The organism is Streptomyces pseudoechinosporeus (genome assembly GCF_054783935.1).
In genome coordinates this window covers 66038-79707 of the sequence record NZ_BAAGPS010000061.1, presented here as the reverse complement: position 1 = coordinate 79707, position 13670 = coordinate 66038, and the positions used below count along the sequence as shown (strand labels likewise).

Annotated in this window: 12 protein-coding genes and 2 pseudogenes; 5 read left to right on the top strand and 9 right to left on the bottom strand. The window is 69.1% G+C overall.

Annotated elements, in window-relative coordinates:
• Nucleotides 1-208 precede the first annotated feature (208 nt).
• The 6 genes from ACYVO6_RS39400 to ACYVO6_RS39375 all read right to left on the bottom strand — a co-directional run bounded on the left by ACYVO6_RS39400 (nucleotide 209) and on the right by ACYVO6_RS39375 (nucleotide 6428).
• Entirely contained in the window at nucleotides 209-1333 is a 1125-nt protein-coding gene (locus ACYVO6_RS39400; protein ID WP_461070021.1) for an alcohol dehydrogenase family protein, read from the bottom strand.
• Between the two features lie 43 nt (nucleotides 1334-1376).
• Nucleotides 1377-2822 (bottom strand): aldehyde dehydrogenase family protein, encoded by a 1446-nt coding sequence (locus tag ACYVO6_RS39395; protein WP_461070019.1) that lies wholly within the window; start codon nucleotides 2820-2822, stop codon nucleotides 1377-1379.
• A 23-nt stretch (nucleotides 2823-2845) separates the two neighbouring features.
• Nucleotides 2846-3205, bottom strand: a complete 360-nt coding sequence (locus ACYVO6_RS39390) for a hypothetical protein (RefSeq protein ID WP_461070017.1) — start codon at nucleotides 3203-3205, stop codon at nucleotides 2846-2848.
• Nucleotides 3202-3633, bottom strand: coding sequence for an acyl-CoA thioesterase (locus ACYVO6_RS39385; protein ID WP_461070015.1), 432 nt, complete (start codon nucleotides 3631-3633; stop codon nucleotides 3202-3204). The genes ACYVO6_RS39390 and ACYVO6_RS39385 overlap by 4 nt, the downstream gene beginning before the upstream one ends.
• A 1-nt stretch (nucleotide 3634) precedes the next feature.
• Complete coding sequence (locus ACYVO6_RS39380) at nucleotides 3635-4534, bottom strand: nitrilase-related carbon-nitrogen hydrolase (RefSeq protein WP_461070013.1); 900 nt, start codon at nucleotides 4532-4534, stop codon at nucleotides 3635-3637.
• Nucleotides 4535-4721: 187 nt separating this feature from the next.
• A complete protein-coding gene (locus tag ACYVO6_RS39375) occupies nucleotides 4722-6428 on the bottom strand; it encodes a PucR family transcriptional regulator (RefSeq protein ID WP_461070011.1) in 1707 nt (568 codons plus the stop codon).
• A gap of 225 nt (nucleotides 6429-6653) precedes the next feature.
• Here ACYVO6_RS39375 and ACYVO6_RS39370 point away from each other — a divergent pair, with 225 nt between their 5' ends.
• Genes ACYVO6_RS39370 through ACYVO6_RS39360 form a run of 3 tightly spaced genes read left to right on the top strand, consistent with a single transcriptional unit; the run spans nucleotide 6654 to nucleotide 9797 of the window.
• Entirely contained in the window at nucleotides 6654-7493 is an 840-nt protein-coding gene (locus ACYVO6_RS39370) for a citryl-CoA lyase (protein ID WP_461070009.1), read from the top strand.
• A 57-nt stretch (nucleotides 7494-7550) separates the two neighbouring features.
• Entirely contained in the window at nucleotides 7551-8780 is a 1230-nt protein-coding gene (locus ACYVO6_RS39365) for an NAD(P)/FAD-dependent oxidoreductase (RefSeq protein WP_461070007.1), read from the top strand.
• 45 nt (nucleotides 8781-8825) lie between these two features.
• Nucleotides 8826-9797, top strand: a complete 972-nt coding sequence (locus ACYVO6_RS39360) for an NADPH:quinone oxidoreductase family protein (protein ID WP_461070005.1) — start codon at nucleotides 8826-8828, stop codon at nucleotides 9795-9797.
• Between the two features lie 135 nt (nucleotides 9798-9932).
• Here the strand turns inward: ACYVO6_RS39360 and ACYVO6_RS39355 are convergent.
• Nucleotides 9933-10261, bottom strand: a pseudogene (locus tag ACYVO6_RS39355) (SDR family oxidoreductase); the annotation flags it as partial.
• A 557-nt stretch (nucleotides 10262-10818) separates the two neighbouring features.
• A complete protein-coding gene (locus ACYVO6_RS39350) occupies nucleotides 10819-11691 on the bottom strand; it encodes a TIGR03619 family F420-dependent LLM class oxidoreductase (RefSeq protein WP_461070003.1) in 873 nt (290 codons plus the stop codon).
• 885 nt (nucleotides 11692-12576) lie between these two features.
• Here ACYVO6_RS39350 and ACYVO6_RS39345 point away from each other — a divergent pair.
• Nucleotides 12577-12954, top strand: a pseudogene (locus tag ACYVO6_RS39345) (transposase family protein); the annotation flags it as partial.
• Between the two features lie 265 nt (nucleotides 12955-13219).
• Nucleotides 13220-13426, top strand: coding sequence for a hypothetical protein (locus tag ACYVO6_RS39340; RefSeq protein ID WP_461070001.1), 207 nt, complete (start codon nucleotides 13220-13222; stop codon nucleotides 13424-13426).
• Nucleotides 13427-13541: 115 nt separating this feature from the next.
• Here ACYVO6_RS39340 and ACYVO6_RS39335 read toward each other — a convergent pair whose 3' ends face one another.
• Entirely contained in the window at nucleotides 13542-13670 is a 129-nt protein-coding gene (locus ACYVO6_RS39335) for a hypothetical protein (RefSeq protein ID WP_461069999.1), read from the bottom strand.

Genomic DNA, 13670 nt, shown 5'->3' with positions numbered 1-13670 from the left:
TCGGCGCGTGGAAGGGGTCGCATGGGTGGTTCCCGGAGAGCGACCGCCAGGGCCGGGGCGACCTTCCAGCGGATACGCCTTCACCGCCGCCTACGAGGCCTTCGCCTACCTCCCGTCCCTGGTCTCGGTCACAGGCCAGGCTCACCAGGCACGGTTGTGCCCCGCCAAGCGCCAACTTTCGGTTGAGGCGACTGAGGCAGCTGTCAGCTCACGTCGTCACCACGAGCTTGCCGATGTGCGTGCGCTTCAGCAGCCGTGCCTGGCCCTGAGCCAGGTCCTCCAGAGGGAAAGCCTCCTCCAGCAGCGGCTGGAGCCGGCCGGCCCGGATCAGGTCCACCAGCCGGGAGAAGGTCGCCGAGGTCGGATTGGTGATGCCGTGCATCTCGAGGTCCTTGTAGATCAGGTCGCGCAGATCGATCCTCGTGACCGGACCCGCGATCGCACCGGCGGTTGTGTACCGGCCGCCGCGGCGGAGCACTTTCAGCAGCACGTCGAACACCGGCCCGCCGACGACGTCCGCGGCGACGTGGGCGCCTCGTTCACCGATGACGCGCTCGATGTCCCGCTGGACGTCCTCGCTCTCGCGGGCGACGAACTCGTGGGCCCCCAGTGCGCGAAGCCGCTTCTCCTTGGCGGCGCCGGCGATGGCGACGACGCGTGCGCCGCGCAGGCTCGCCAGCTGGATGAGCGCCGTTCCGACGCCGCCGGCGGCACCGGTGACGACGATGGTCTCGCGGTCCGCCAGCCGGGCGCGCTGAAGCATCTCCTCGGCTGTGTCGTACGAGCACGGAAACGTGGCCAACTCGGCGTCGGACAACGGTGAGTCGATGCGGTGGGCGTTGCCCTCGGGCACCGCCACGTAGTCCGCGTAGCCGCCGTCGCGCTCGCTGCCCAGGTACTGCACCAGCTGTGCGTGGAGCGGCAGTTCGGCGTCTCGGACCGAGGGGTCCACGATCACCCGCTCACCTATGCGCGCGGGGTCTCCCCCCGGCCCCACGCCGGCGATATGACCCGCCACCGCGGCACCCTGGATCCGGGGGAAGGCCACCGTGGAGCGGTTCCACGAGGATGCCGCCCCGTCCGACCGCCCCTGTAGGCCCAGTTCCTCGGAGACGCCGGACTCGACGACCTCGTCGTACCAGCCTGTGCGTGTGTTGATGTCTGTGTTGTTCATGCCGCAGGCGCCCACCCGGACCAGTACCTCTCCCTCCGCCGGTGCCGGGGTGGGGTAGTCGTCGCGGAAGACGAGCTTGTCGATACCGCCGTGGCCGGTCAGCACAGTGGCCCGCATGGTGGCCGGAACGGGGACGGCCGGTGCGGAAGGGGCGTTCACTTGTGTACTGGAATTCATGGAATCACTGACGTCCATTTCTCGGCTAGTTCGCCAGTTCGGGATTGACCATCACGTGCTTGAACTTGGAGTACTCGTCGATCCCGTGCGGGGACAGCTCCTTGCCGTATCCCGAGTTCCGGAAGCCGCCGAACGGCATTTCCGAGGCGACGAAGATCTGCTGGTTCACCCACACGGTTCCGAAATCGAGCTCCCGCGTGAAGCGCATGGTCCTGGCGAGGTTGGTGGTCCAGACACTCGCCGACAGGCCGTATTCGACTCCGTTGGCCATGTCGAGCATCTCGTCGTCACTGTGCCCGCGCTGGATCGTGATCACCGGCCCGAAGACCTCGCGCTGGATGATCTCGTCCGACTGGTCGGCGTCGGTGATGACCGTGGGGGCGTAGAACCAGCCCGGGCGGTCGAGCCGCTTTCCGCCGATCCGCACGGTCGCGCCGTTGTCGCGTGCGCGGTCCACGAAGCCGGCGACCCGGTTCATCTGACGCTCGGAGATCAGCGGACCGATCTCCGTCTCCGGGTCGGAGGGGTCTCCGACGCGCAGCTTCGCAGCCGCTTCGCAGTAGGCCTCGACGAACTCGTCGTACGCCGCGTCCTCGACGATGATGCGGCAGGCGGCCGTGCAGTCCTGGCCGCTGTTGGAGTATCCGAACTCCACGAGGTCCCGCGCGGTCGCACGGATCGGGCTGTCGGCGAAGACCAGGACCGGAGCCTTGCCCCCGAGTTCGAGGCCGATGCGCTTCAGCGTGCGTGCGCCCGACTCCGCGACGGCCTTTCCGGTCGCGACGTCTCCCGTGAGCGAGATCATCCGGATGACGGGATGCGCGACCAGGGCCTTGCCGGTGGTCGAGTCTCCCGGCACGAGATTGAGCACGCCCTCGGGGAGGAACTGATTCGCGATGTCGACAAAGAGGATGGTGCTGGTCGGAGTCAGCTCCGACGGCTTGATGACCGCTGTGTTGCCGGCGGCGACGGCAGCAGAGATCTTCCAGGCCGCCATCAGGAGGGGATAGTTCCACGGGGTGATCAGGCCGACCACACCGATGGGCTCGCGGCGCACCCACGAGGTGCTGTTGTTCGCGTACTCGCCGGTGGCGGGAACGGCAGACGTGCGCGCCGCGCCGGCGTTGAAACGGATGACGTCCCACACCCAGGGCATTGCCCCCTGGGCGACCGTGATCGGCTGGCCGACGTTCTCGCTTTCGAGCTGAGCGAATTCCTCTGCTCGCTCCTGGACCACGTCGGCGATCTTGAGGAGGATTTCAGCGCGTTCGGCAGGAGGGGTGTTCCCCCACGCCTTCGCCGCTGCCGCCGCCCGCTGCACGGCCTCGTCGACATCGGCCTCCGTCGCTATCCGATAGGCGGCGATCGCCTTCTCGGTGGCCGGGTTGACGACCACGGCGGCGTCGGTGTCGGTGATGTCTGCTGCGAACGCCGCCGCGGCGCTCCGGCGTTCGACCATCGGCTTGCTCATCGTTGCCGCTCCTTGTGAATCGGTTATGCCTGGTTTCGCCAGTTGACCGGTGTGATCGACAGGAGGAGACGCGTACCCGGGACCGCTCCGTAGCGGACGGTGGTGCCTCGGGGCAGGACGATCAGCTCTCCTGCCTCCCCGATCAGCGGGACATCGACGCAGTCCTCCACGACGAGGAACTCCGCCCGCCCATCGAGGACATAGACCGTCTCCTCGTACTGGAGCGTCCACGGGTCGCTGTGCCCCGGCTCGTCGAACGTCATGAAGTAGGTGCCGAGTTGGTCGAGGCCGGAGCCCGCGGTGCGATGCTCGATCTCGGCGGGACCGAAACGCTTGACCTCGGCCGACGCGAAGGCCGGCTTGGAAGCGCTGGGGCGGGTCATTTCTGTCTGTCTCCTCGCTGTGAAGGCCCTCCGGCGACGGAGTCACGGAGGGCCTGTGTGACGTCCTCGGGCAGCGGGCGCGACCGTGCGGCCTCGGCGTCGACGTTGACGTACACCAGCTCGATCTCCGCGATCTTCGTCCCGTCACGCGTGACGGCCATGTCGAGCTGGAAGCTGGACGTCCCCACACGCCGGCACGCGACGTCCACGTCGAGGACGTCGTCGAAGCGGGCCGGCGACAGGAAGGTCTGCCGCGCGCTCACCACCGACGGGTCGGTTCCGCCCTCGACCAACTTCGCGTAGGGCCAACCGAGTTCGCGGAAGAACTCGGTCATGGCGACGTCGGCCAGCTCGAGATAACGGCTGTTGAAGAGGAAGCCCTGCGTGTCGACCTCGTGGTTGCGGACCCGGTGCGTGTGGGTGAACACGTCAGGCGCCCGCCTCTGCCTGAAGCTTCGCGTACAGGTCGGGCCGCTGGAGCGCGAGCCCGGGCGCTTCGGGGTTCGCCCGCGAGGCCTGCAGGAGGTCGTGGTCCAGGGACACCACCACCAGGTCCTCCCCGGACGACTCGGCCTTGGCCAGGAACCCGTCGTTGATCCCGACGGTCCTGTCGACGGGCCCGGTGACCAGGGCGTTGCCGGTCGCGTGCATGGGCGCGTCCGCCGGCAGGCCGTCGTGGCCGATCAGGGGCGACATCGCGACGTAGAGCTGGTTCTCGATGGCGCGCGCCTGGCATCCGGTGCGGACCCGGTGAACGCCTCGTCGGTTCCAGGTGAGCGAGGGGCACAGGATCAGGTCGACCCCCTTGCGCACGAGGTACCGGGACAGCTCCGGGAACTGGATGTCGGCGCAGATGAGCACGCCCGCGGTGAACGGCCCGATCCTGGTGACCAGCAGTTCGTCGCCGCCGCGGGTGCCGAGCGCGTGCTCCTGGGGCGTCAGGTGGATCTTGTCCTGGGACTCGACCCGGCCGTCGGGATGGACGACGAAGGCGGTGTTGCGCAGTGAGCCGTCGCTGTGCACGCGGTTGTGGCTGCCGCCTGCCACCACGATGTCGTGGTCCTTGGCCATGCTTCGGAGGCCGTCGACGATTCCGTCGGTGAAGGTGGGCAGGACGTCCCAGTAGTCGGACCTGATCGTCGCGGTGGTCACCTCGTGGTCGTCGATGGAACCGAGGAGCCCGGTGCTGGAGAGTTCGGGGAAGAGCACGACCTCCGCGTTCTGGTGGGCGGCGCGGCGCACGAGGTCCTCGGTGTGGGTGAGGAATTGATCGAGGTCCCGCTCGGGGCGAAGCTCGAATTGGGTGACAGCGACGTTCAGCGACACCATGATTTCTGGGACTCCTTTTCCGGAGGTGAGGCGATGGTTTCTGCCGTAAAAGGCCCCGTCGCCGCCCGTGAAAGCGACGGTATCGGCTCTGTCGCGGCGGCTCACTCGTCACTTATGACAAGGACCGGGTGCGTTCCCTGGAATCTTTCCAAGCCGCCTTTGGCCGGTTGCGGATGAGGAAGCGCGGTCAGCGTTCCGGCCCGAGCGCCGCGCCGAAACGTGCTGAGAGGGACAGCCCCTGTTCCGGGTCGGCGAGCACGGTGCCCGTCGCCCCGGCGCCGCGGATCTCCCCGGTCTGTTCCTCCCGGCCGGCCGGCCTGATCCGGCGCTGGGTCCAGGACTCGGCTTCCACCATGGACAGCGCGGTCAGCGCGAGGAACAGGGACGAGACCGCCGACGGGTCCCGCAGGCTCAGGTCGAGCGCGGACTCGATCTTCGACAGGCGGTAGCGCAGCGAGTTGTGATGCACGGTCAAAGCGTCGGCGGCCGTCATGATGTTCTGCCGGTGCTCGAAGTAGGTCGACAGCGTCGCCAGCATGGTCTGCTTGTCCTCCAGGGGGCGCAGCAGTTCCCTCGCCCACTCGCCCATCCGGTCGAGACCGACGTCGGAGAACAGACGGGTGGCGAAGTCGAAGTCCTCGTAGGCCATCAGGCGCCGCCCCGTGCCGTCGCGGCGCAGGACGCGGAGGGCGAGTTGGGCGTCGTGGTAGGAGTCGACCACGTGACCGACGCCGGCCGCGTCCCGTCCGATGCCCAGCACCAAGCCCTCCGTCGGTGTGCCCGTCTTGACGAAGGCACGTCTGACGGCGGACGACGAAGCCTGCACGAGGCCGACCAGGGCGGACTCCCGCAGGACAAGCAGATGGGGGAGACCTTCGCCGACCAGCGTGCGTTGCAGGCCGGCGTGCAGCGACTCCAGGGCCGCCACGTCCCGGGCGGTGGTCACGCCGAGGGCCGGCTCCGCGACGATCACCCGGGTCTCCTGCTCGAAGGACAGCCCCAGCGAGGCGATGCGCCCCGCCAACTCGGTGTCGTGGCGCTCCAGACGCAGCGCCAGGGCCTCTTCGAGTACGGCGCTGCGCACCGCCCGTTCCTGGCGCTGGGCGGCGAGTTCGATCTGGAGGCTGGTCTCGGCGAGCGAGGCGGCGATGTACAGCGCGGCCTCGGAGTACTGGTCCGGGAAGGCCGGGCGGCGGCTGGCCGCGACGAGCCAGCCGGTCCGCTCACCGGCAGAGGCGCTGGTGGCGACCCTGACCGCCATGCCGTACCAGCCCTCGACGGTGAACCTCTGGGACTCGCTCCGGGTGCGCGCGATCTCCGGGAAGAGCAGGGACAGCGGCAAGGGCCCCGAGGCGTGTTCGGCGCCGCCGTGGCCGTCGACGAGCGTGACGACCGCGTTGCAGACTTTGGCGACGCGAGAGGTCAGCGCCCGCAGCGGGTCGGGTTCGGCCAGCGCCTGGGTCAGCGAGCGCTGCAATGACGTCAGACGTCTGGCCGGTGCCTCTTCGGCCCGCGTGGTCGACCGGGCTATCTCGGCGATGAGCTCCGCGGGATCGATGTCGTCAGGAAGGCCCAGCAGGAGGTGGCGGCCCGCCGCACGCTCCAGGCCTTTGGGCGGGGCGCCCGGCGGCAGCCATACGGCGATGACCCTGGAGCCGGGCAGCGCGAGGGCATCGGCGACACCGGCGAGCAGGTCACCACCGGTGCCGGGCCGGGCCGCGGCCACGAGGACGACGTCTTCACCGATCTTGGCGAGATCGGCGCTTCCCGAGGCCAGCCGTGCTCCGTGCACCGGCCGGGATTCCGCTCCCGCCCGGTCGACGAGCAGAGTCAGCCGCAGCCGCTCGTTGCCCAGGAGTTCGCCGAGCGTACAACCAGTCCCGTCATGCGTCATTTGGAAGGTTCCCTACGTCAATGTGGAACGTTCAGCCACCTACCAGCGGACCGTTGTGCTCCGGACAGGTTAGGCAATAACCGGCGAGGTGTGATCGGAAAATATCCCAAGAACCTGCCGTGCGGTGATGACAATTCCAATGGGGTGGACGCGTGGTCGCGACTACCGTCGGGGCAGAAATACGCAGACGTCGAAGCAGACGCCGAAACGTGGGTGGAGACTTAAATGGAGCCGCAGCACCCCGGAGAAGTCGCCCCCTATTGGCGGTCGGCCGTCAGCCAGGTGACGCCGGAGAAGGTCTTCGTCCGGGGCTACGACCTGGAGGACCTCATCGGAGGGCTGTCCTTCACCGCGGCTTCCTTTCTGCTGATCAAGGGGCGGTTGCCGACCCCGCAGGAGACCCGGGTGCTGGACGCCGTGCTCACGGCGGTTCTGGACTACGCCCTGCAGAAGCCCGGCACCGTCGCGGCGCGCTACGTGGTGTCCGCGAACCCGAGCATGGTGGCCGGCCTGGCCGCGGCGACCATGGCGGTCGGCAAGCACACCCTGGCGACCGAGGACACGGCCCGGTACATCACCTCCACCTACGCCCGCTTCGAGGAGTCGGGCAAGGATATGGACGCCTTCGCGGCCGACGAGGTGGCATCGATGGCCGCGCGCAGGCAGCGCATTCCCGGCCTGGGGCACCCGGTCTTCAAGAGGGTCGACCCGCGTGCGGCGATTCTGCGTTCGCTCGCTGTCGAGGAGGGGCTGTGGAGCGAGCCGGTGCAACTGTACGAGGCGATCCATCGCGCGTTCACCGCCCGGCCCGGCAAGAGCGACATCCCGATCAACGACGTGGGCGTCATGGCAGCGGTACTCGTCGGCCTCGGCTTCACCCCGGAGGAGACGACCGGCCTCGCGGTGATCTCGACCCTGCCCGGTGTGGTGGCGCACATCTCCGAGGAGCTGGCCGCGGCCAGTCCCCTCCGGATCGTCCCCGACCACGACGTGGCCTACGAGGGCGCGCGGGACAGGGACTTCGCCACCGACCTGAAGGAAGCAGGGTGGCCCGCCGCGCAGTGACCACTGCCGACGGCACTTCGTAAGATCCACCGGACCAGGGGCAGTCAGGGAGGCAGCATGGACCGGCTTCGAGCCCTCGACACCGCCGACATCGTCGTCGTCGGCGGCGGCATCGTGGGGCTGTGCACCGCGTTCGAGCTCAGCAAGCGCGGATACGACGTCATCATCGCCGAGCAGCGGTTCTTCGCGTTCGGCGCCTCCGGCCGCAACTCGGGGGCGATGTGGCTCCAGACGCGCCGCTCCGGCACGGAACTCCAGCTGGCCCGTCGCGGCCTGGAACGCTACGCCGAGTACGAGCGGGAACTCGGCCCCACCTTCGAGTTCCGCCGCCATGGCGGGCTGTTCTTCTACGAGACGGAAGAGCAGAAGACCGTGCTGAAGGAGTACGTCGAGGACCGTGCTTCCGCCGGTCTCGACATCTCGCTGCTCGGCGCCCGCGAGGCGCGTAAGCAGTCCCCGGTGCTCCCGGAGTCCGCCATCGGCGCCGTCCACTGCGCCGACGACGCGCAGATCGACGCCCAGGCGTTCGCCCGCGGTCTGGGAGCCGCCTGCCTGCGCCGCGGTGTGCGGGTCTACGAGAACACCGCCGTGCTGGGCACGCTGCGGCGCGGTGACACGGTCATCGGCGTCCGCACGGTGCGCGGCGACATCCACACGGGCGGGGTGGTGTGGGCGTCCGGCGCCTGGTCGGTGAACCTGCGCTCGGAGGGCATCGACCTGCCGATCGAGACCTCGCGGGTGGGCCAGCTGGTCACCCAGCCGATCGCCTACACCCCCGGCCCCATCCTGCGCGGCCCGCGTGGCGTGGCTTGGTGCGGGGCACTGACCGACCTGGCCGGCTACGACCCCCGGCTCTTCGCCGCGCCACAACCGCCCGGCGCGGACAGCGACTTCGTCTACGACGACACGCTCGTCCAGAACACCGAAGGCGCCCTGGTGGTGGGCAACAGCATCGACGGCACGGGCTCCCTCAACCCGCACATCAGCATGTCCGCCACCCAGGCCCTGATCAACACGACGCTGGACCGCGGCACCAGGCGCGGTGAGCTGGGCGTCACCGGACTGTGGGCCGGACTGGTCGGCCGCACGCGCGACCACCTGCCCATCGTGGACCGCGTCGAGGGCATCTACGTCAACACCGGTCACTCCTACGGAGTGGCGAGCGGCCCGGCCTGCGGCGAGATCCTCGCCCAGTTGATCGTCGACGAGCCCAGTCCTTTGCGTTCCGCGCTGGCTGTCGACCGGCCTGGACTCCAGGCCGCGCATGCCGCGGCCCCGTCGTGGTAGCCGCCCGGACCCGCTCGTGACGGTTCCGGTGACAGGGAGGTATCGATGATGCAGGCCGTGCTCCTCACCGCGTTCGAGGGCCCGAATGCCTTGGCCGTACGAGAGGCTCCGGAACCGGAGGCCCAGCAGGGCCAGGTCCTCATCGACGTCGAATGGGCCGGCGTGACCTTCCCGGACCTCCTGCAGTCGCGCGGGGAGTACCAGACGCGTCCCGAACTGCCTTTCATCCCTGGCTGGGAGGTGTCGGGAACGGTCCGCACGGACACCGGCGGATTCCGGGCCGGTGACCGCGTGGCAGCCCTGCCGGTCACCGGTGGCTTCGCCCAGACGGTCGCGGTCGACGCGCCGATGGTCTTTCCCCTCCCGGACAACGTGGACACCCGCCGTGGGGCGGCCCTGCCCCTGAACTACCTGACGGCGCATTTCGCGCTCGTCCGCCGTGGTGCTCTCCGGCCCGGTGAGGTCGTCCTCGTCCACGGAGCCGCAGGCGGGGTGGGGAGCGCGGCCTGTCAGGTGGCCGCGGCGTACGGGGCGCGCGTCATCGCGGTCGTGTCCACCGAGGAGAAGGCCGAACTGGCCAGGTCTCTGGGAGCAGATGAGGTGGTGGCTGCCGACGGCTTCCTCGACGAGGTCAGGACCCTCACCGACGGCCGAGGGGTCGACGTCGTGGTCGATCCGGTCGGCGGGGATCGCTTCCTGGACTCGCTGCGTGCGCTGCGGCACGGTGTGGGGCGCCTGCTCGTCCTGGGATTCGCAGGCGGGGGCATCCCGACGGTCAGAGTGAATCGTCTGCTGCTGACCAACACGTCGGTGCTCGGCGTCGGTGTCGCGGAGTACTGGCGGCAGGATCCGGAGGCCGCCCGCGCCCAGTGGCGCGAACTCTGGCCGTTGCTGAAGTCCGGCCGGCTGGACCCGCCCGTCTCGTCCGTCTTCCCCCTGGAACAGGCGGCGGCTGCCCTGAGGCACCTGGACGAGCGCCAAGCCCTCGGCCGGACTCTTCTGAAGGTGCGTGCCTGACGACACCTCCGAGGTGTCGTCGAGCACGCGCGCGTACCAAGTCCCCATGGCTCGGCGGATGGACGAGCCGATGCCGATGCCGCCGTCGACATAGAGGACGACACCGGTGATGCAGCGGGCCGCCGGCGAGCACAGGAACGCCGCCGCCTCGGCTATGTCGGTGGGGTCATCTGTGTGCCGCAGGGGAACCTTGCCGATGAGTTTCTCCCGGGCAGGGTCGTTCATCGAGGCCGGCATGGGAGTCTTGTCAAACCAGGCGCGATGGCGTTGACGGTGATCCCCTGCCGCGCGGTCTCCAGGGCGATGGCCGGGGTCAGGCCCACCACGCCGGCCTTCGCGGCGACGTAGTCGTCCTGGCCGAAGTTGCCGCGCCACGACATGGGGGAGAAGGACAGGATGCGTCCGTAGGCGCGGCGCCGCATCACCGGCAGCACGGTTCGAATGCCATGGCAGGAGCCGCTCATGTGGACGTCCAGCACGGCCTGCCAGTCCTCGTCGCTGATCTTTCTCGGCACGGTTGTCGCGGATGATGCCGGCGTTGTTCACCAGCACGTCGATACGGCCGTACGCCTGGTCGAGCTCGTTGATCCACGCCGTCACCCCGGCCGAGGAGGACACGTCCACCTCCTAGGCCCGGCCGGTTCCCGGGGAAGTGCTTGCTATGACCCGAACCGTTCGGGTGCGCGAACGCCGTCGGCCAGCGTGAACAGGCCGCTGGAAGGCTAGGCCAGCACTCGCGGCGCACCATGCGCTGCAGCCGCATCCGCAGCGGCCCGTCAGCGCTGGCCAGTAGGGTGAGCACGGGCCAGTCGCCCTCCGGCGGCATCTCGCCGCTCACGGTGTTTACCACCGGCGGAACGGGACCGGCGGATTCGTCCGAATCTGCACCAGCCGTCGGCCCGGGCGCGAACCCCGGTTCGTCCGCGCGCCGCGTTCGGCCGGCACCCGGGCGAGGGTCGCCTGAGTGATCACCAGGTGGGACAGCTCCTCCTCGGCGATCGCGCAATATGGCCGGAAAGGATCAGCGCGTCAGTTCCAGTGTCCGCTGGACCATTTCGAGGGCCTGGTCCACATGGTCGGCCATGTACACGAAATCCGCGAAGACATGGTCGATATCCGTCTCGTCCCGCGTCCGCAGGATGACGTCCACGACATCCTCCACCGTCGACTCGGCCGCCGGGCTGATGCGCAGCGCCGCGCCGATGCCCGCCGGGTCTCGGCCCTGGTCCTCGGCCATCCGGCGCACCTGTTCCAGTGGCCCGCTGACTGCGCCCACCGGGTCGAACTTGAACCCAGGGTGCGGCGTCACCGCCGGCAGGATGCCGTCCGCCCGGCGGGCTGCCCTGCGCTGCGAGGCCGGGCCGAAAGCGGCCAGGTAGATGGGGGGCCGAGGACGCTGGACGGGCTTCGGCCCGATGTAGGCGGCGGGGATGGAGTAGTGCGTGCCCTGGTGCTGCTCGATGGGATCGGTGGCAGACACTGCCTCCAGCACGTCCAGGAACTCGTCCAGCCGGGCGCCTCGTTCCCTCCAGGGCACGCCCACGCCCTGATACTCCTCCGGCGACCAGCCCGTCCCGAAACCGGGGAGCAGCCGCCCCTGGCTCACCACGTCGATGCCGCTCAGCGACCGGGCCAGGAGCAGAGGCGAGTACCAGGGCGCGGTGAGCGTGCTCGTGCCCAGCAGCACCCGGTCGGTGGCGGTCGCGGCCACGGACATCGCCACGAACGGATCGAGCAGGGCGTTCATCTGCCACGGGATCGGCGTGCCTGGGCCCGCGTAACCCACGGTGGGATTCACCGCGGCCAGGACACGGTCACCGACCCACAGACTGCCCGCACCGAGTTCCTCAGTCTGCCGGGCGAAGTGCGCCACACGGTCGAGCTGTTTAGCCATCGCGCCGTATTGGGGGAGTGAAAAACCTATACGCATGTCTACTCCTGTGGGGAAGGGGCCGAAGAGGTCAACAAGTAAAGATGACACTTCAACTAGCCTGCTGCGCAAGCCCTCTCATTGGTTGGCGCGCCCTCCGGGAGTGTCTTTCGGCCAACACTCGACGAGGATCGTCCGGCCCGGCGGTTTGGGGAGCCCGGCCGCCACGTCCAGGTGTGGTCGAGATCGGTCCGCTGGGTCCGGGGGCTTCTGGCCCGGTCGCCGGGTGTGGGCGAAGCGGACCTGCCAAGGAAAATTGTTGATCATGTCCCTCAAACAAGAGCCGCACCCAGCGAGGTTGGTCGAACGGCCCATGTGCTGCCGAAGTCGGCCAAGTGGAGACAGCCGAGCGCGCCGAGCCGGTAGTCGGCCGCGACGACGACCGCGCCGGTCTGCCGCGAGCGCGTCGCCCTGGCTGTACGTCGCCGAGGCCGAGCCGGCCTAGAAGCCGCCGCCATAGATCCACACGATGACCGTGTGCGGTCCATCGCCCCGTGCGGGTCTACACGTTCAGGCACAGACAGTCCTTGGAGATCTCCCGAACGGCGGGGACCATGCGTAGAGCAGGGGGAGTCCCGGCCCGAGTCCCGGCCCCGGCGGCTGCGCCGAGGCCACCAACCGCTGGATGGGCGCCGGGGCGAAGTGGTCGGCCGGGCGCCCCCCTACCGGCCGGCGGCCGGCTGCGGAGGGAGCAACCGCACGTCTCGGCGTCAGCTTGCCCCATTCCGCTGAACAGCCGGGGTGAGGGCTGCCTGAAAGAAGGAGCGGAAGCGGCCGGCCAGTTCCTCGGGGTGCAGGCTCCCGTGCAGTTGGGGGAGGTGTTCGAAGTCTCAACCCACAGGCACAGGAGCCGTGCAGGTGGTGACCGACCCGGCCGGGCGGCTGCTGTGGATCTCGCCCGTGCTGCCCGGCCGCGCGCACGATCTCACCGCGGCTCGCACCCACCGGATCATCCGGATCTGTGAACGCCAGGGCATTCCGGTCCTCGTCCGCCGTGCCTACATGGGAGCCGGCCCGTGGGTGACGACACCCCTCAGACGCCCGCCGGGCCCTGACCTCAGCCCCACCCGACAAACCGTCAACCGCGCGTTGTCCGCGGCGCGGGCGCCGGTCGAGCGCGGTGTCGCACGATTGAAGTCGTGGCGGATCTTCCGCAGGTCCCGGTGCAGCCCGAATCGAATGTCGTCAATCGCCGCTGCCGTCCTCACACTGGAGCGGCAACGCTGAAAAAGCTCAGTGAGCCATTTCCAACTTGGTGGAGAGGCAGGCAAGTTGGGATGGCTGCGGCGTTGAGGAAGAGATGAAGCTCCTGGTAGATGGGTTGTCGACCAAGATCAACCTGTCCGCTCGGCCTCGAGCCCCATTTGCGGGGGCAGCGCCAGCGTCTCGTTCAGCAGGTGCTTGAAACGGGTCTGCGCGGGTCCGGCGGCCGCGGCCAGTTGCTCGGCGAGGTCCTGGCCATGTCCTCCAGACGCGTGGCGGGGACGGTGGCGTGGAGCCAGCCACAGGCGCTGAACTCCGAAGCGGCAACGAGCTCGCCGGTCAGGGCCAGGTAGCGGGCGAAGCCGACGCCGACCCGCTGGGCCAGGCGTACCGGATAAGACCGGCGATGAGGAACATCATCGAGGTGCCGATGCCGTTCCCTGCGACCAGCATCACGGGAATGATGCCGACGACCACCACCAGCGGGGCGTTGTAGGCATCATGCTGAAGAAGAGCCCGAACGTTCCCAGGCTGCCGAGCAGCCGAGGGCCGGCCTCTGGCCTGACGTCAGCCGGCGGAGTCTTGCTCCCTGGGTTCCCATTCCCGCTAGGTCACTGTGCTGCGATGCTGCGGCCCCCGCCGGGCCGGCAGAGGAGCAGTCGTACGGAGAGCATCATCAGACAGCGGGCGACGCCGGTCGGCAGCGCGTCGTGCAACCGCTCGGCTTGCTCCGTGCCCAT